At 47.5% G+C, this 18,869-nt stretch carries 16 protein-coding genes and 1 pseudogene; 1 reads left to right on the top strand and 16 read right to left on the bottom strand.

Features of this window, described 5'->3' with window-relative positions:
* Nucleotides 1–96: 96 nt before the first annotated feature.
* The 7 genes and pseudogenes from HP435_RS09400 to HP435_RS09375 form a co-directional block, all read right to left on the bottom strand.
* Nucleotides 97–723: a hypothetical protein gene (locus tag HP435_RS09400; RefSeq protein WP_173598633.1), complete on the bottom strand. Its 627-nt coding sequence runs from the start codon at nt 721–723 to the stop codon at nt 97–99.
* Between the two features lie 631 nt (nt 724–1,354).
* Nucleotides 1,355–1,489: pseudogene (locus HP435_RS09395) on the bottom strand (DUF4279 domain-containing protein); the annotation flags it as partial.
* A gap of 177 nt (nt 1,490–1,666) precedes the next feature.
* A complete protein-coding gene (locus HP435_RS09390) occupies nt 1,667–2,884 on the bottom strand; it encodes an IS256 family transposase (protein WP_173600261.1) in 1,218 nt (405 codons plus the stop codon).
* A gap of 34 nt (nt 2,885–2,918) precedes the next feature.
* Nucleotides 2,919–3,224: a DUF4279 domain-containing protein gene (locus HP435_RS09385; protein ID WP_229049886.1), complete on the bottom strand. Its 306-nt coding sequence runs from the start codon at nt 3,222–3,224 to the stop codon at nt 2,919–2,921.
* A 339-nt stretch (nt 3,225–3,563) separates the two neighbouring features.
* Entirely contained in the window at nt 3,564–3,776 is a 213-nt protein-coding gene (locus HP435_RS09380) for a hypothetical protein (RefSeq protein WP_167470279.1), read from the bottom strand.
* The gene (locus HP435_RS29245) at nt 3,673–3,888 is read right to left on the bottom strand and encodes a hypothetical protein (RefSeq protein ID WP_370641098.1); all 216 of its coding nucleotides are present in this window, start codon (nt 3,886–3,888) and stop codon (nt 3,673–3,675) included. The genes HP435_RS09380 and HP435_RS29245 overlap by 104 nt, the downstream gene beginning before the upstream one ends.
* 97 nt (nt 3,889–3,985) lie before the next feature.
* Nucleotides 3,986–4,897: a helix-turn-helix transcriptional regulator gene (locus HP435_RS09375; RefSeq protein WP_173597494.1), complete on the bottom strand. Its 912-nt coding sequence runs from the start codon at nt 4,895–4,897 to the stop codon at nt 3,986–3,988.
* Between the two features lie 129 nt (nt 4,898–5,026).
* Between HP435_RS09375 and HP435_RS09370 the strand changes: the two genes are divergently transcribed.
* The gene (locus tag HP435_RS09370; RefSeq protein WP_122964288.1) at nt 5,027–5,491 is read left to right on the top strand and encodes a VOC family protein; all 465 of its coding nucleotides are present in this window, start codon (nt 5,027–5,029) and stop codon (nt 5,489–5,491) included.
* Between the two features lie 117 nt (nt 5,492–5,608).
* Here the strand turns inward: HP435_RS09370 and HP435_RS09365 are convergent, their stop codons facing one another.
* The 9 genes from HP435_RS09365 to HP435_RS09320 form a co-directional block, all read right to left on the bottom strand.
* On the bottom strand, nt 5,609–5,821 hold the full coding sequence (locus tag HP435_RS09365) for a phage lytic cycle repressor MrpR family protein (RefSeq protein ID WP_122964289.1): 213 nt from the start codon (nt 5,819–5,821) through the stop codon (nt 5,609–5,611).
* Between the two features lie 400 nt (nt 5,822–6,221).
* On the bottom strand, nt 6,222–6,713 hold the full coding sequence (locus HP435_RS09360; RefSeq protein WP_173597495.1) for a hypothetical protein: 492 nt from the start codon (nt 6,711–6,713) through the stop codon (nt 6,222–6,224).
* 249 nt (nt 6,714–6,962) lie between these two features.
* Nucleotides 6,963–7,139: an RHS repeat-associated core domain-containing protein gene (locus HP435_RS09355; RefSeq protein ID WP_229049885.1), complete on the bottom strand. Its 177-nt coding sequence runs from the start codon at nt 7,137–7,139 to the stop codon at nt 6,963–6,965.
* A gap of 852 nt (nt 7,140–7,991) precedes the next feature.
* Complete coding sequence (locus tag HP435_RS09345; protein WP_173600218.1) at nt 7,992–8,267, bottom strand: hypothetical protein; 276 nt, start codon at nt 8,265–8,267, stop codon at nt 7,992–7,994.
* A gap of 19 nt (nt 8,268–8,286) precedes the next feature.
* Complete coding sequence (locus HP435_RS09340) at nt 8,287–10,530, bottom strand: RHS repeat domain-containing protein (RefSeq protein ID WP_229049884.1); 2,244 nt, start codon at nt 10,528–10,530, stop codon at nt 8,287–8,289.
* 338 nt (nt 10,531–10,868) lie between these two features.
* The gene (locus tag HP435_RS09335; protein ID WP_122964290.1) at nt 10,869–11,171 is read right to left on the bottom strand and encodes an immunity protein TriTu family protein; all 303 of its coding nucleotides are present in this window, start codon (nt 11,169–11,171) and stop codon (nt 10,869–10,871) included.
* Nucleotides 11,172–11,190: 19 nt separating this feature from the next.
* Complete coding sequence (locus HP435_RS09330) at nt 11,191–12,648, bottom strand: RHS repeat-associated core domain-containing protein (protein ID WP_229049883.1); 1,458 nt, start codon at nt 12,646–12,648, stop codon at nt 11,191–11,193.
* A 498-nt stretch (nt 12,649–13,146) separates the two neighbouring features.
* Nucleotides 13,147–13,443 carry a DUF3349 domain-containing protein gene (locus HP435_RS09325; RefSeq protein ID WP_173600225.1) on the bottom strand — a complete coding sequence of 99 codons (297 nt, stop codon included), beginning with the start codon at nt 13,441–13,443 and terminating at the stop codon, nt 13,147–13,149.
* A 2-nt stretch (nt 13,444–13,445) separates the two neighbouring features.
* Nucleotides 13,446–18,815, bottom strand: a complete 5,370-nt coding sequence (locus tag HP435_RS09320) for a DUF1308 domain-containing protein (protein WP_229049882.1) — start codon at nt 18,813–18,815, stop codon at nt 13,446–13,448.
* Between the last annotated feature and the right edge of the window lie 54 nt (nt 18,816–18,869).

Below are 18,869 nucleotides of genomic sequence, written 5' to 3'. Positions count from 1 at the left end.
TCTTGGACTTTGGATTTTTTATCCTTTTATTACATCGGTTGTTTTGGATGGGGGATAGAGGTTAAAATTTGAATCGCTCTCATTCAGGACATGCTATTAGCCTATTTTTACTGATGTTTTCTCTTGTATATGAATTTCAAACTTTTCATTTGGAATAGGAAAGCTCTCGGTTGTATGCAGGATGTATATATTTGCGTCGTTTGTTGGCTCAAGCTTAATAAAGCGGGGCACTTCACCCCAAGATATTCCTTGAATCTTGGTTAACGATAGGTCTACAGCGATTCTAAGTTCCTCCCGTGTATTCGCATTTTTTAAATACAAGCGAGCTGAGCCATTTTGCTGAAACAAATTAATAAGTTCTAAACAGTACATATAGCGCTGATCTGAGGTTTGCTGGATGGAATCCGTCTCTAGTTTCTCTGTTAACCATCCGCTCGTCTCTACGTTTTTATACAAATGTGGAGTCAGTACAAGCATGGCAGTCATGATCATGAAAACCCCAATGACCTCCCACCACCTAGCTGGACTCCACTTTTTCAATAATAGAAAACTAGAAACGACTATCAATAAAATGGAGGGTATACCTAGATACACAAGTATTACTGTGGAAATTAAGTCTATACCCCGTTGAAAATTTGCAGTCGAACCCAGTACAAACCAGATAACACCTGATAAATTAACGAGTATAGTGATGACCCACATTACTTTCAACCACAGTCGCACTGGGTGTTCCCCCTCTTGTTTTTAATGGAATCTGGTAGTATCGCCTCATGGTTTGAATTAGTAACCCTAGTATGGAGCTCTTCTGAATTTACACTGGAAGTAGGTTCATTATTATAATTTGGGGTAAAGATGTTGTTTTGTTCTTCGCAAGCTGTGCAGATAACTAGGGCTACAAGGAGTATGATAACAGATGTAATCACTCTCATTTATTTTAGTCCTTCCTCTAAAAATCACTTAGTGACTTCCCTGATCGTTGATATCGAAGCGAGCGATCCAGTGCCTTGCCAGAAACTTTTTCGTCCCAAACGATCTGTTTAGAAATTCGATATGCGGCAGTAGCTGCCTTGCGTAGTATCTAGGTTAATCACAGTCTTTTTTACCCATTCGTACAGGTACACACTATAGCTTTTTGGCACCGAATTTTGTTCAAATAAGTGCGATAAGCAACTGATGATGCTACCCCTAAACATTGTGACACTCTGTGCTGAGCCACATTCTATTTCTCAATGGTATGCTCATACAATAGGAAACAAAAAAGATGACCTCTATAATTAAGTAAGAAGCCATCTCTTTAAACAATATAAACTGAGCATAATTTACACGAAATTACTGAAATACCTTCGTGAACTACTTATGAGTAGATGTACAAATCAAAGTCAAATTCTGCTTTTATTTCATGCGCAAATGCTATTATATCACTATCTAAATATATAGCAGGTGTTTGATTTTCCTCAATTTTAATAACGATACAAAATTTGATTTGGGAATGTAAATTTTTTTGTGTAAATGGGTTTTTAACGGGTGGACAGTTACGTCAACGGCTTTACATGGAGTGGCGGGCATGATAGGCTCGCTTGCCATGCGATGCATATTTTACTGGCATCGCCCAATCGCAAGAAATCATGCCCGCAGAGGCTCCATGTCAAGCCGACTCAACAGTTGATTATGCGGACAGTTCCCCTTGCAATCGATCTCCAAAATGGATGGCAAGTTGCGATATACATTCTTTCCAACTCCGAAGCGGCATAGTCCATTTCTTCGATGCCTCAACGGTAGCCAGATAGATGATTTTCCGTAGAGCATCGTCGGATGGATAAGCCGTTTTTGTCTTTGTGACCTTACGGAGTTGCCGATGATAGCCCTCGATGATATTCGTCGTATAAATCATCTTGCGTATCTCTGGGGGATAGCTGAAATAGGCGGTCAGTTCGAGCCAGTTGTTTTCCCAGGAGCGAATAATGATGGGGTACTTCTTTCCCCACTTGTCTTTGAACGTAGAAAAAGCAGTCTCAGCTTCTTCTAACGTAAGGGCTTGATAGACTTTCTTTAAATCTGCCAAGACTAACTTTTCTTCTTTGAACGGAACATATTTCATAGAGTTACGAATCTGGTGGATGACGCACAGTTGAATTTGGGTTTTCGGAAAAGCAGCATGGATCGCCTCAGAAAACCCTGAAAGACCGTCCTTGCAGGCGATGAGAATGTCTTCTACACCACGGCTTTTCAGCTCTGTACACACATTGAGCCAGAAGCTTGCACTTTCGTGCTCGCCGATCCAAATGCCCAAAATGTCCTTATGACCAGACATAGTAATGCCAAGAACGCTGTATGCTGCTTTGTTAACGATACGATTCTCTTGCCGAACTTTGAAGTGAATGGCATCAAGAAACACGATCGGATAGACTCGATCAAGTGGTCTACATTGCCATTCTGCCACCATCGGCATAATCTTGTCGGTTACTTTACTGACCATCGTAGGAGACACGTCGATCCCATACAGATCCTTCATGTGTTCTTCAATATCGCGAGTAGACATACCTTTGGCGTAGAGTGCGATGATTTGCTCCTCCAAGCCATTTGTGGTTGTTTCATGCTTCTTCACAATGTGAGGTTCAAATTCGCCGTTGCGATCACGGGGGACACGAATTTCTGTATTGCCGAACTTTGTTTTCAGCGTCTTTTTGCTATACCCATTCCGACTATTTCCTGAATGATCACCATCGGCACTATGTTTGGCATAGCCCAAATGGTCATCCATTTCTGCTTCAAACAACTGCTGGATGGTGTCACGGAACAAATCTTTTAGCATGATGTGCACGTCCTCGATGGTTCGGCAATCCTTCGCTAACTCCTTGATGGTCATGTCTCTCTTGTCTTGCATAAATGATCATCTCCTTAATGGGAAGTTTAACCATTTACACAAAACTTTTTACGCTCTCTTTGATTTCGAGGTTGTTCTCTACCTGCAACTCTTTAAGATCATTTTTTTTGGGTCTTATTTTTTCAATAACATCTCTAAGTTGAATATTAACATCAAGAGACTCTTGATATCCCGTATTAATTGACCAGCAAGTCTCCTTTCTCACAGCTTTTCTATGCTTTGCTTGATCGCCTTTATAATAGATTTCATTTGGTTTAATTTCCAATCTCTCTGCAATAAAGTCTGGGTTAAACTGGTCTCCAGTTAGAGTAAACTCTACCATTACGCTAGTCTTATTCATTCTTCCACTCCCTAATTATCAATAAATTCCTCAGTAGGTATACCATTGCCTAACCCTCTCTTTTCAAAAAAATACTTTGACCAGTTTAAGTGTTGCTAATCCAAAAATCTTCTAAAGTCTTTATTGTCCAAGACTTAGTAGTCTGCGAGTGCTTCCAGTGCAGGCTTGTAGTTCTCAATACTCGTAACGGTATTAATGGCTTTTTCATAACTGGCAGGATCAGTAAAAGTGCCCCATCCTTCCTTAAACGTTATATTTCCCGTAGGGTCAATGAACATAATTGGATTATTCTCCACATACGTCTACCGATTCAAACTAAGCGAATTATCCACTTGCCCTTTATACGTATCCTCCATGATAAAGCGGAAGATGGAAAGAGAAACGTGACAACAGTTCTGCTGCAACCATCTTTACGGTGAAAAGAGGCCCACATTTGCTTTCTGCCTGACTAAGCAGTTCTTCCAGCAGCTTTAAGCGCTCTTTGATTTGCGCTTGCTCTGCTGTAAAATCTCGTAACAGCGCCACATAATGCTGATCTGTAATTCGCCCCAATGCATTGCTTGCGCTGAATCGTTTGCAGTTCGCTCTCCCGCTTGGTCAGCTTGTCCCGTTCCTTGAGAGCTGCCCCCCATTCTTTCTCTTGTTGCTTCTCCAGCATCTCCACAAAAGAGCTTTTCCTCGGCTGTCCGCGCATGGCGCTGAATGTCCGCCAATAGCATTTCATAAATATCTACATAGCTGATGTAATGGAAGATACAATATTACGAGTAGGCGTCCTTCATGGCAGCTAAAAATGCTTTGAATTGTTCGACATACGACGAAGGCTCCATGATCCTCACATCCGTACCAAAACCGGCTAAAAATCGAAAACCGTCCTCGTTTTGAGGAATGCTGATCGAGGCAATCAGGTATTCCGGATCAGAGGCATCCATGCATTTTCGTCCATAGCGCTCAATGAATTGTTCCTTCACGCGGGGAGAGATCCGTGCTTTAATCGCAACAAGCGGGCTTTGATAATCAAGCTCCGTTATGTGGTTCTCGCTATCGTCTCTAGGCACAAATCGGGCCTCTTCCATCCTGAACCGGTCTGTCCTGGACAGCTTGAAGGTTCGAAAAGTCTGGCGCTCCAAACAGAACCCTCTGAGATACCAGCTTCTTTCACTAAAATGAAGGCGATACGGTTCCACCCTTCGGTGCGTGGCAATCCCCTTGCGATCCAGATAGTCGAAGGCAACCAGCCTGTTTTGTACAATGGCTTGCTGGCATCCGTTCAAGACGGGGAGAAGATCCGAGCGTCCTTCCCAATCGTAAAAGGAGAGTTGAATCATGCTATTGCGAGATGCGGTGCCGACCATGGACGCGATCTTTTGAATAGTGGCTTCTACTTCTTTGCTCACCATCAGCTGCCCCAGCCCGTTCAGCGCCGTCAACACATTTTCCAGATCCGTTTGATTCAAAAGACGCTTGTCCAATTTGTACGTATTCATTATCGCATAGCCGCCATGAACCCCGTGAACCGCATAGATCGGAATGTTGGAAAGTCCCAGCGTTTCCATGTCGCGCAGAATGGTTCTTTTGCTGACGCCAAACAGGCTGGCGAAGGCTCCCGCCGACATGACCTCTTTTTGCAACAAAATCATTACAATCGAAACCAGCCGCTCCACTTTGTTCATTTAAAGCCTCCCGTTTGCCTTGCGCTCAACAATGAAATTTCTTTTTGACACAATGCGAATAAGTGACACATAAGATGTCACCTATTATAGCTTAACATGTAGCTAGAACAAGGAGGAGGTATTCATTTTATGGCGGCAGTTGTGTATATGAATTTCGATGGGGTTGCAGAGCAAGCCATTGCGTTTTATGCAGAGGCTTTGAGCGCAAGTGAAGTGAAAGCAGTGAAGTTCAAGGATATTCCTCAAGACCCGAACTACCCGTTGCCGGAAAATGAGTTGAACATGATTATGGAGTCGTCTATAGCCTTCGAAGGTGGAAAAATCATGATGTCGGATGTCCTGCCTTCGATGAAGAAGGTAACGGGGGAAGTCGTTCAAGGCAATAACATGCTGATTACGCTCGTCATGAACGACAAATCAAAACTGCAGGAATACTTCACCGCTTTGTCCGTTGGCGGCCATGTGATCATACCGTTAGGCAATATGCCTTGGTCATCGTGTTTCGGGATGCTGGTTGACAAATTCGGGGTAGCCTGGAAGTTCAACAGCGACGCGGATATTTTCCTGGACAGGGTAATTGCAGACAAGCGGTAAAATCATTCAAAAAAATGGTCTTGCTACCGAAGAGAAGACCATTTTTTATTTTCCCGCTAAGAACGGGAATCGTTTGTTTGTTCACCTTCTCCATCAATTTACAATAAATTTTTAGTTTTATATTGCTTCCCCAGAGGAATTACATCCCCTAGGTTCGTTACTCTTGTACAATGCAGCAATCATGTCTGGATTTACGAAGTCTTTTAATCCCCACCACATATACTCTAGCTTGTTGCCATTCATGACTTTGTTTACGCCGAACCGTGCACAGATCTCATAATACTGCTCTTTTCCGAGTTGACCATCACGTTCTAGCAGTTGTTTTCCCATCCAGATCATCCCGCTACGTTGAATCGTTTTCACTCGTAAATTGTCCAAACCAAAGTATTCTTCTAATGCATGTAATCTCTCATAAATCAGATGAGGACTGACTTGTTTCCTATGAACATTTCTTGTCTTGGCTGGCCTGATTACATAGCCTGTTTCAATTAATTCACTTGTTTCTTTGAGATGATCTCAATGGTGACGCCTGCAAGGCGCATTTCAATTGCTTTCATTTTAATTTCTATGGGATAACTAACTCTAGTTGCCAACACAAAAACACCTCCAAGGTTGTCCCCCTACTTACGACATGGGCGTGTTCTCTTGAAGGTGTTTTGATTTGTCTCACGTTACGGGGTCAGTCCCAGTAGTTGGTTACTCGTTTGGGGTGTTACGCTTTTTGCGTAGATTAGTCTCTATTCCCCTTGTACGTATATTTCTCTGGATTTCTTACATAGTCGCTAGTTAATACACAATTATTTGTTTCAAATGACACTGTCACTTTTCCAGTTGCGTTAATACCTAATTGAGAATAACCTCTTGGCCAGTCTAATACTCCCCCTAGATGATATTGATACTCTTCAAAACCTAGAGGCTTCCCCCAGCTTTTTGTTAACGTTAAATATTTCTCATTTTTGATTTTAATGAAATCATCTTCATTTGTTTGGTATAACGAAACCTCTATTAGACCCGATGTCACTCCTTCAAAGCTGATAGTCGCAATTCCTGATACATAGTAATCTTTTGTCTGTTGTGTTTCTATAAATGAAAGACCCCATACTTCGATTGCTATTGATTCGGGTAATTCTCTATGACCGTGGAAAAATAATGTCGCTTCTGTAAAATCTACTTGATCAAATAGCTTACCAGTAACATCAAGGACGTTTCTAATTTTACTCACCCATTTCTTAGTCAAAATGTAATTTATACAGTGTAATCTGTTTTAATGTATCTGATTTGATTGGTTGACCATTAGTTTGAAAACTAGTTCATAAACCTTCAACTGGTTTACCTTTATATAACAATCCAAAACCCGCACTACTAAGTTCTTGCTCTGATGCGTTAAATACATTCTTAAAATACTTGTTATTATAGGTACCCACAATAGTAAATGTGCCCCCTTCTTTTAAGATTCTGAATGCATCAGATGTTAACGGGTTATATTCAAAAGGGCTAACAACGGATTATTATGTACATACGTATACCGATTCAAACTCAGTGGATTATCCACTTGCCCCTTAACCGTACTCTCCGAAATAAACCTTCCCATCTTCGGATCATAGTACCTCGCCCGCAGGTAGTAAAACCCGCTCTCCTTGTCGTACATCTCCCCCGCATACGCAAACGGGTTGGGCATCGTTTCCTTTCCTTGACCTTGTCCGCGAGCAGGTTGCCCCAGATGTCGTACTCATACGTATTCAGGACATTTCCGCTTGGCCCCTTAATCTTTACCACATCGCCGTGGCTGTTGTAGTAATAGGTGCCTTCCTGGTTCGTCGTGTAGTCTTTACGCCAGATCAGTTGGTTTCCAAAGACGTTGCGGGCCTTGACGCGGCCGTCTTGGGTTAGTTCCTCAATCACTTGGCCGTTCAGGTACACGTAGTGGGTGGTGTCGGTAACGGCTCCAGTCTGTTGCTTCGTGGCACGCAGGCCGCCCGGGTAGTACGTGTAGGTCGTGGTTCCTTTGTCGTCCTTGTATTCGGTCAGGCGGTTGAACAGGTCGTGTTTCAGTTCGTACGAGCGCGTTGAGTCTGCGGGCTCATTGGCATAGGCTTGGCGGTTGCCGCGGCGGTCGTAGGCGTACTGGCGGGTGTTGCCCTGGATGGTTTCTTCCTTGATCCGGGACAGTTTGTCGTAGGCGAATGTGCCGTAGGTGGCTCCTCCGCGCTTTTGACTCGTGATGTTGCCAAACAAATCGTAGCCGTTCGTCTCGCTCCAGCCGTCCGCGTGATTGATCCCGGTAATCTCCGCAAAGGAGCTCATCGTTTTCTGCATCGCGTTCGGTTGGCCGGGGTACGAAACGGTGTTGGTTTCGCCGCTGCTCTTGATGTCGTATGTGTAAGTTGGTGCGTTCGTTGCCATACGATTTTGCTATAATAATGTATACCTAGTACTGAGTAACCGTCACCCAAAAAAGAAACCTCGAAAGGCAAGAAGCCAATCAAGGTAACAATGCACACTATTCATTCATATAAAACTTTATTAAGTCATGTCGCAATTCACTGATTAGTTCCTCTTCACCTAATGAAACGGGATATATATCACCATCCTCAAACATATTCTTAACTGCTTCATCATAAGTACTTGCAAATTCAATGACATATGAATCCAGACCTTTAACAAAGGTTATTTTGTAATAAGTACCACCATACAGCAACAATGGTATGCCATTGATAATAACTCTTTCAAATTTTAACTCTTGAAACAAAGACTCAATTTTCTTCTGCAGTCCCATAAATTCACCCTTATAATTTTTATTTAATCAAATTTCCTTGCATATCATAGCGTTGTGTACCTGTTTTACCTGAAGATAACTTAAAGTATGGAATATCACCATGATGTCTACTTCCAGGATGGTATTGTAAGATCCTATCCCCACCCCAATTTACTTTGAACCCACCGCCATCTTCAAATGTTTTTCCTTTTAATGAGCCATTACTTAGCGGTTGTGGATTATACCCGTTATCAATCAGATACTTATGAAGGTCATCAGGTTTAATACCTTTTAGTTTACTTGGGTCATTTAGGATATCATCTAATCCCTTAATATTTTGTAAAGCATTTCCTGTCCCCTTCGCAGTATTAGTAATTGTATTTTTTGTATTTAATTTAACTCCTGAAACTTTAGCTGAATAGCGGGCATCGCCGCCATCCATAGGAACACCATTTTCCATTGCCCAATCCCATGTAACCTTAGCTGCAATGAAATTTTTTACTTTATTTGTACCTCTCAATGTTTCTTGCATACCAGCTTGATCAGATTCAAACCATTCTCGGTAATACTTCCAATCAATTTCCTTTGTTCCATGTATTCTCCTGACACCTTCATTATCATAGTAATATGGGGTTCCAGGATTCCCGTCGCCAGCTATCACTTGACCGTGTCCACTCGGATCTACAAACTTTAATGGAGCATTGCTCACATACGTATACCTGTTGAGCGTAAGTGGATTATCCACTTGCCCCTTATACGTATCCTCCGAAATAAACCTCCCCATCTTCGGATCATAGTACCGCGCCCGCAGGTAGTAAAACCCGCTCTCCTTGTCGTACATTTCCCCCGCATACGCAAACGGGTTCGGCATCGTTTCCTTGACCTTGTCCGCGAGCAGGTTGCCCCAGATGTCGTACTCATACGTATTCAGGACGTTGCCGCTTGGCCCCTTGATCTTCACGACATCGCCGTGGCTGTTGTAGTAGTAGGTGCCTTCCTGGTTCGTCGTGAAGTCTTTACGCCAGATCAGTTGGTTGCCGAAGACGTTGCGGGCTTTCACACGGCCGTCTTGGGTCAATTCCTCAATCACTTGGCCGTTCAGGTACACGTAGTGGGTGGTGTCGGTTACGGTTCCAGTCTGTTGCTTCGTGGCACGCAGGCCGCCCGGGTAGTACGTGTAGGTCGTGGTTCCTTTGTCGTCCTTGTATTCGGTCAGGCGGTTGAGCAGGTCGTGTTTCAGTTCGTACGAGCGCGTCGAGTCTGCTGGTGCGTTGGCGTACGCTTGGCGGTTGCCGCGGCGGTCGTAGGCGTACTGGCGGGTGTTGCCCTGGATGGTTTCTTCCTTGATCCGGGACAGCTTGTCGTAGGCGAATGTGCCGTAGGTGGCTCCTCCGCGCTTTTGACTCGTGATGTTGCCAAACAGGTCGTAGCCGTTCGTCTCGCTCCAGCCATCGGCGTGATTGATCCCGGTAATCTCCGCAAACGAGCTCATCGTTTTCTGCATCGCGTTCGGTTGGCCGGGATACGAAACGGTGTTGGTCTCGCCGCTGTTCTTGATGTCGTACGTGTAGGTCGTGGTGCCGACGCTTGGGATGGTCACGCTGCTCAGGCGGTCGGCGCTGTCGTAGCTGTAATCGACCCGCATGGAAGGGGCCGAGCCGGATACCGCGCTGCGAGACGGGTAAATCAGGGCGTCGATGGCATCGTCCTGATCGGTGTGTACGAGCTGGTAGTCTTTTCCCATCATCGTTTGGTTGTTCAGGCGGTGGAACTCGTCGTAGCTGTAGCGGACGGTTTGGCCGTAGTTGTTGGTTTCCGTCAAAAGCAAGCCAGCGAGCGGATCGTAGGTGCGTTCTTCGTAGAAGCCATTGCCGGCGGACACTTTCGTCATTTCGTAAAACGGCGAGTATTGGTAGCTGAACAGGACGCCGTTTTTGTCCTGGAAGGTTTTCACCGAGCCGTTTTTGTCGTAGGTGTACTGCTCGGCTTTGGTTTCCGGGTCCTTTTCGGATAGCTTCCAGGACAGCGCGTTAGACGTGTACACGGCAGTGGGCGTTCCGTTTTCGAGCACGGTGGTCAGGTTGCCGAGTCCATCGTAGCTGTATTCGTGGATGTTGTTCTCCGGGTCGCGCAAATAGACCAACTGGTCATTGTGATCGTAGCGCATCGTCCAACGTTGGGAGGTGCTGCCGTCCGAGACTTCCTTGTCCGTGACTTTTCCGAAGCGGTCGGTCTGGTAGGTCGTCACGCGGCGGTGGCTGCCTCTTTGGGTCGTTTCTTCCACGCTCTCCACCCGGCCGTACAGGTCGCGGTAGGTGGTGACGATGTAGCCGTTCGGGGACAGCGTTTGATCGGTCAGGCGCGGCAAATAGCGGGTGCTGTCTGAATACGCGTTGGCCCGATGGGAGCGGGTCGTTCCCAGGGCGTTCGTGGTCTGCTAGACGAAGCCGTCCCAGTCGTAGGCATAGGTGGTGCTCTGCGCCTGGTTCCCGTATGGGATCGTGCGGCTGATCTGCATGCCGTCCGGGGTAAACTCGTTTTCTACTAGCGGGCAATTTCACTGACTGTCCCGCCATAAAAGAAATCCCTGATATTTTTAAATCAGGGAATATGGTATTAAACTTATTGTGAAATTGTAGAAAGATAACCTTTGAAAACCTCATTAAAATCCGAATTTGCTTGTATCTGTAGATGTTCGGATATCACCGTTTCGCCACTTGAATATTCGAGTATCTCAACATAAGCGGCATTAGTTTCCCATAGTGTAATCAAACCAATGAATTTTTCAGGAGAATAGTGATGTACAGTGATACTAGGATTATCAGAAATGATTGAGTCTACAATATTTATTTCTTCCGTCTCAACTCCCTTAGCTTGTAACCACCCCTTTATCTCTCTAGTCCAAATTTGAAAATTATCAAGCATTATTTTTCACCTACTATTCTTATGTTATTGGCAGATGGCATCTGAGGTATTTGTTGACTTTTTTAGCTGCCAGTCTACCTTCAAGTGAATTTGGCCCAACAATCTTGGCCCACCCCTCATTTGTTTGCTTTAGCGACGACGTGGGAACATCAAATTCGACATATATTGATCCCGGCTTTGCTTGCTTCCCAAAGGCATTAGCATCCGCAGGATTAGCAACATGGGTCGTCCCGGTATAACTTTCAGGTACTTTACCTGTTTTGACCATGGTATCGTATTCTTCTCTGGACATCCATCGACCTACTCGAGTAGTCGCAACATTTCCTGTCCCCTTAATAGTATTGGTAATTGTATTTTTAGTGCCTAACTTAACTCCGGGAGCTTTTACTGAATAGCCTGCACCTCCACCATCGATGGGAACGCCATTTTCCATTGCCCAGTCCCATGTAACCTGAGCTGCTATGCTATTTTTAATTTTGTTTGTACCTCTCAGTGCATCTTGCATGCCGGCTTGATCTTTTTCGAACCACTCACGATAATACTGCCAATCAATTTCCTTTGTTCCATGTATTCTCCGGACTCCCTCATTATCAAAATAATAATAGGTTCCAGAATTTCCTTCACCAACTCCTACATTGATATGTCCACTTGGATCAACATATTTTAACGGATTATTACTCACATACGTATACCGATTCAAACTAAGCGGATTATCCACTTGCCCCTTAACCGTATCCTCCGAAATAAACCTCCCCATCTTCGGATCATAGTACCGCGCCCGCAAGTAGTAAAACCCGCTCTCCTTGTCGTACATCTCCCCCGCATACGTAAACGGGTTGGGCATCGCTTCCTTGACCTTGTCCGCGAGCAGGTTGCCCCAGATGTCGTACTCATACGTATTCAGGACGTTGCCGCTTGGCCCCTTGATCTTCACCATATCGCCGTGGCTGTTGTAGTAGTAGGTGCCTTCCAGGTTCGTCGTGTAGTCTTTGCGCCAGATCAGTTGGTTGCCGAAGACGTTGCGGGCTTTGACGCGGCCGTCTTGGGTTAGTTCCTCGATCACTTGCCCGTTAAAGTACACGTAGTGGGTCGTGTCCGTGACGCTTCTGGTCTGCTGTTTCGTCGCGCGCAGGCCGCTTGGGTAGTACGTGTACGTGGTTGTTCCTTTTGCGTCCTTGTATTTGGTCAGGCGGTTGAACAGGTCGTGTTTCAGTTCGTAGCTGCGCGTCGAATCGGCGGGCACGCTGGCATAGATTTTGCGGTTGCCTCGGCGGTCGTAGGCGTACTGGCGGGTGTTGCCCTGGATTGTCTCTTCCTTGATCCGGGACAGTTTATCGTAGGCGAATGTGCCGTAGGTGGCTCCTCCGCGCTTTTGACTCGTGATGTTGCCGAAAAGGTCGTAGCCGTTGGTCTCGTTCCAGCCGTCGGCGTGGTTCATCCCTGTGATCTCGGCAAAGGAGCTGATTGTTTTCTGCATCGCCGACGACTGGCCGGGATGTTCGTCTCTCCGCTGTGACTAATGTCGTAACTGTAGCTCGTCGTCCTACGCTGGGGATTGTCACGAGGCTCAGTCTGATAAGGTTCTGGCTCTTTCAGGACTCCGATTCATTTGGCACTAGGTAGTAATAAAAAAAGACCTTAAAGAGAATCCCCCCTTAAAGTCCAAATTGTACGTTAATCTTCCTGTCTAATTATATTTACTATTATAGAGATCAAACAATATTTTCCGTTTTCTTAGTCCGGTGACATCCCGGCCTAAGATTACTTAGGACCTATTATTGAATGCTGCCCATTTTGCCAGTACCGCTTCATGACTGCCTGGACCTCCAACGCCACAACCGTTCTCTCTTGCAGTAGATCCACTCTTCATCTGTTCGTTCAACGTGAATCAAGTCAACCTGCTTAAAGTGTCATTCAAATTTATGACAACATGGCATCCAGGATTATCAATGAACGTAATTATATTGTTCCTCTCTTATTCCTCTTCAATCCATTTACTAAACCCGCAGAAGTTAAGCATTTCAATTACTGCTGATACTTCTTCGCATGTAACAATGTTAGCAGCAACTTTATAAATATCATTCAGAACAATATTCTCATCTTTTCCCGATACTTTTGAAATAATTTCTGCTAAATTTCGATCTGAAAGGTATTCATACAGTACTTTAATCAAAGAAAAGTAGTATCTTTCATCAATGCCATTTGGAAAAGATTTCCTTAACAATATATACGTACTTTTCAAAGACGGTGGGACCTCGTATTTCTCGTTCACTGTTATTCTCCTTTCAATGGAACAGGCTCGTGAAGATAAACCCAGAAGCGTACATCCTGAGCTTCTGCCCCTCTGACAAACTTTGCATCAGCTGTCATCGTAATGATTCCATACTTATCTGCCGTTCCAAATATTATTTTATCATTTGCTCCAACTTTTTTAGTTACTGTAAGTTGTTTTGCCCTATCAGACGGATCGTCTTTTATAATAGTAACTCTGGCTATAAACTGTTCGGCTCTTTTCAGCTCTTTTGGCCCTGCTATTGTACTCACAATATTCGTAAACTCTCCGAATGCTGTCTCAGTCATCACCATTTGTTTGTCTTCTACGAATTTATTTAGCTCACCCACAATTGGTGAATCTTCAGCAATAAAAGCATTAGCAGTGCCAGTATCAATATTAACCAGCTGTTTTTTTCTTTCCCTATCCTTTGTTAGCTCAGCTACATCGACTACAACTTTCAATCCGACAAGACCAACAGTTAATATATACAGTGCTTCTTTTGAGTTGACCGGTAGTACAACTCCCCCACCCCCACCAACACTTCCCATTTCGGCAGGTCTATTACCACTTGGATCAATAAATCGCAATGGACTGTTATTTACATACGCATACCGATTCAACGTCAGCGGATTATCCACTTGCCCCTTATACGTATCCTCCGATATAAACCTCCCCATCTTCGGATCATAGTACCGCGCCCGCAGGTAGTAAAACCCGCTCTCCTTGTCGTACATCTCCCCCGCATACGCAAACGGGTTGGGCATCGTTTCCTTGACTCTATCCGCGAGCAGGTTGCCCCAGATGTCGTACTCATACGTATTCAGGACGTTGCCGCTTGGCCCCTTGATCTTCACCACATCGCCGTGGCTATTGTAGTAGTAAGTGCCTTCCTGGTTCGTCGTGTAGTCTTTGCGCCAGATCAGTTGGTTGCCGAAGACGTTGCGGGCTTTGACGCGGCCGTCTTGGGTTAGTTCCTCAATCACTTGTCCGTTCAGGTACACGTAGTGGGTGGTGTCGGTTACGGCTCCGGTTTGCTGTTTGGTGGCACGCAGGCCGCCCGGGTAGTACGTGTAGGTCGTGGTTCCTTTGTCGTCCTTGTATTCGGTCAGGCGGTTGAACAGGTCGTGTTTCAGTTCGTACGAGCGCGTCGAGTCTGCTGGTGCGTTGGCGTAGGCTTGGCGGTTGCCGCGGCGGTCGTAGGCGTACTGGCGGGTGTTGCCCTGGATGGTCTCTTCCTTGATCCGGGACAGCTTGTCGTAAGCGAATGTGCCGTAGGTGGCTCCTCCGCGCTTTTGACTCGTGATGTTGCCAAACAGATCGTAGCCGTTCGTCTCGCTCCAGCCATCGGCGTGATTGATCCCGGTAATCTCCGCAAACGAGCTCATCGTTTTCTGCATCGCGTTCGGTTGGCCGGGGTACGAAACGGTGTTGGTTTCGCCGCTGCTCTTGATGTCGTACGTGTAGGTCGTGGTGCCGACGCTTGGGATGGTCACGCTGCTCAGGCGGTCGGCGCTGTCGTAGCTGTAATCGACCCGCATGGAAGGGGCCGAGCCGGATACCGCGCTGCGAGACGGGTAAATCAGCGCGTCGATGGCATCGTCCTGATCGGTGTGTACGAGCTGGTAGTCTTTTCCCATCATCGTTTGGTTGTTCAGGCGGCGGAACTCGTCGTAGCTGTAGCGGACGGTTTGGCCGTAGTTGTTGGTTTCCGTCAAAAGCGAGCCAGCGAGCGGATCGTAGGTGCGTTCTTCGTAGAAGCCATTGCCAGCAGATACTTTCGTCATTTCGTAAAACGGCGAGTATTGGTAATTGAACAGGACGCCGTTTTTGTCCTGGAAGGTTTTGACCGAGCCGTTTTTGTCGTAGGTGTACTGCTCGGCTTTGGTTTCCGGGTTCTTTTCCGATAGTTTCCAAGACAGCGTGTTATACGTGTACACGGCGGAGGTCGTGCCATTTTCGACGACGGTGACGAGGTTGCCGAGTCCGTCGTAGCCGTATTCGTTGACGTTGTTCTCCGGGTCGCGCAGGTAGACGAGTTGGCCGTTGGCATCGTAGCGCAAGGTCCAGCGTTGGGAGGTGCTGCCGTCGGTTACTTCTTTGTCCGTGACTTTTCCGAAACGGTCTGTCTGGATATTCGTGACACGGCGCTTTCCGTCTTGTTGTGTCGTTTCCTCGGTGCTCTCTACCCGGCCGTACAAATCGCGGTAGGTCGTGACGATGTAGCCGTTTGGTGCCACCGTTTGTTCGGTCAGGCGCGGCAAGTAGCTGCTGCCGTCGCGGTAGGCGTTGTTGCGATGGGAGCGGGTCGTTCCGAGAGCGTTCGTCGTTTGGTAGACAAAGCCGTCCCAATCGTAAGCATAAGAGGTGCTCTTGGCCTGGTTTCCGTAGGGAATCGTGCGGCTGACCTGCAAACCGTCTGGCGTAAACTCGTTTTCCACGAGCGGGCGCGTGCCGCCGTTTTTCCCCTTTTGCTCCTGATAGGCGATATCGCCATACGGAGTGTAGTACGTAATAACCCGCGACGAGTCTGGCAAGGTTCGTTCGACCACCCCTGGCCCTGCTGTCTTGGTGCCCGTGGCATCGCCATCGCGGTACGTGTACGAAATCGTGCGCGTCGATCCCTGGTTCCGATAGCTCTCGGAAAGGAGGCGGCCCAGCGTGTCGTAGTCGTAGGTGACTTTGCCCCCGTCCGGGTACGTTTGGCTTTTGACCTGGCTTTGTTCATCGATGTCCAACGAGAAGGTCAGGACGTCGGTTTTGCCGCTTTCCAGCTCCACTCCAGCCACCGTGATTTGCGTTGGCTGCAAGCCGTAGGCGTCGTAGGCGGGAAACGTTTGCGTTCTCGTCTTGCCGCCGAAGTTTTCCGTGACCGAGTACAGCTGTTTGTTCGTGTATTCGTAGGTGCGCTCTGTCGTCTGGCTTTTGTACCCCGCCAGATTCGCTGGATACGAGTGGATCTCGGTTTCTTTTCGCAGCAAATACTGATCGTTGTACTCGTAGGACAGATTGGAGTAATACGGATCGCCGGAAGCGGCGGTGGCTTGCGTCCGCGTCGCCTTCAGCAAGGAAAAGGTGCGGAATCTCCCTTGGCTTTCCAGATCGTACGTCCATGTCGTCAAGATGCCGTCTGGCGCGAGTTGTTTGACCAGATGCCCGTACTCGTTGTATTCGTAGTACGTCTCTTGCGCGTAGTTGTTGAGTTTGGCGGCGTACGCGGCACGCTTGGACAGAACGGGCTCTTTTAAATAGGACGAAAACACATCCGGGTCGGACACGGAGACGGGTTCCAGAAATACGTACTGGTAGGTCGGCTTCGTTTGGCGGCCGGAATAGGCATAGGTGGTATACGTTGTCGGGTTGTACGATACGGCATATTTCGCCCCGGCAATCGACGTTCCTCCCTGGCTGATTCCGGTCGTCTTCGCGCTTCGCAGCAGCGGCGTTCCGTCTGCGTTGATGCGGTAAAACAGAGAGCGGGTGTAGCGGGACGGCTCCGTTTCCGTGACCTGGAACGTATCGCCATGCCGATCGGCCATGTTTTTCAGCCGGGGCAGCTGCTCTTTCGGCATTTTCCAGATTTCGTAAAAGGTGTCGTTGTCGGCATAGCTTTTTTCCAAACGGTACGTGTTCGTGCCTTTTGGCGTTTGCAGAGCGTAGCTGTACGTGACCTTGTTCACCGGGTGATAGGAGATGTAGCTGAGGGCGTAACGGTCTTGGAACATGCGCACCAGTCCGTCTTTGATCGACGTCTGATCGAGTGTGTATGGCCGATACTCATACTGGATCGACAGCCCTTGCAGCGGGTAGCTGGCCTCCTGCATGAGCAAATAGTCGAGTTCCTTCCGCGTCTTTTTGTCTTCGGCCCAATATTTGGGCGACTCTTGGAGCGCCTGATCCGTTGCGACCTTGTCCAACGTGTACTTTTTGTTCAAGTTGAAATAGGCCATTCCTTTGGTGCGCGGGTTATGGTACGAGTAGCGGGCGGTGGTGTACGCGCCGTTTCCTTTGCCGCCTGGCGGGAGCACCTCTACACGAGTGAGCTGGGTGTAGATGGCCAAGCCCGATTTTTGTTCCAAATGGTAGCGGATGTGCTTGAGCACCGTCGTCTCCGATTTGTCCTTGTAGACGATCAGGTCTTGGGTCCGGTCGTTGACGCCCCTTCTTTTCAGGACCACATATCGCCCGACGCTGTCCTCGATGGAGATGAGTTCGCCGTCACTACTGACCGTGTACGTGATTTTATCGCCGTAGATGTTCGATTTGACGATCGTCCCTCTCAGCAAATCAAACTCGTAAATCCAGTTGCGGAAGGACAAGGTGTAGTTGCTGTTCAGTCGCTCCACGGAGAAGCTGGCATCTTTGTACGGGTAATTGACAAACTGGTTGTAGTGGTATTCGAGCGACGTTCCGTCTTCGAGCGTAATAAAATAACGGTTGCCCGCCGGCAGATCATAGACCCGGGTCGTGTAGATTTCTTGCCCCGGGTTGCGGGAATCGTCGCTCACGGAGGCGGAGTGCTCGCGGGAGACGATCTCCAATTTCGGCACGTTGAAGTCCCAGCCGGTCGCAAATCGTTCCGGAGAGGAATGGGCTTCGTTGCCTGTCTCGGTTTCGTTCCAGCCGGGCACGCTGATTTTGCTGCCCAGAGAATGGTAGCGGCGTTGCAGGACCACGTCCAGGCCATGTTTGCCTTGCAGGTACACATCTTGCTCGACCAGATTGGCCGCCCGGTACACGTCGTCTACCGACGATTCGGTCTTGGAGCGGGCGAAGTGAAACTCCTGCTCTTTTTCCGTGTACTGCGTAGGCGGAAGCGGCGTCGCTGCCTGGATGTCCATCATTTCCGCGAGCTTGCGGATTTCCGCCATTTTCGCCGGGATAAGCGGTGTGAGCTTCTGGAGCAACTGCTGTTGGTCCGGCGTCACCGATTGATAACGGGAAAGAAGGTCCGTGTCGGTGAAGGCTTTGGCTTGCGCGCGCTCTTCTTCGGTGAGGAGCTGTTCCAGATCCGAGTAAAAATAGGCCGCGAATGTCAATAGCTCCCGGTCAAACGTGCGGTGGATTTCGCTGGCGGTGGAAGCATCCAGTTGTGTCCAGGGCAGCTTGGCGATATCCGCTTCGGTAAAGGTGGTCGGATCGCTTTTCGCGGGTTGTTGTTCGATCGGAACAAGCTGCTCGTCCGCGATGGACTGCTGGAGTTCGTTGGCCACAGCTTCCGGTGTGGATGCGGTGTTGGTAGTGTCCTGCGATTCCTGTGGGAGCGGCTCTTGGGACGGTTCGTTGGCCAGGGCTGCTCCTGGTGGCAGCAGGGTGATGCATAGGGCCAGGCAGAGAAGGTAGATGAGTGCTTTTATGGAAAGGTGTTTCATAGGGCCTCCATCATGGGTAGTAGTCCCCCCTTGGTGAGAAGGGGGGATTGGTGT

Origin of the sequence: Brevibacillus sp. HD3.3A (assembly GCF_013284375.2) — a bacterium.
Lineage (GTDB): Bacteria > Bacillota > Bacilli > Brevibacillales > Brevibacillaceae > Brevibacillus > Brevibacillus parabrevis.
The sequence above is the reverse complement of the archived record's forward strand: the minus strand, read 5'-3'. Positions and strand labels throughout refer to the sequence as shown.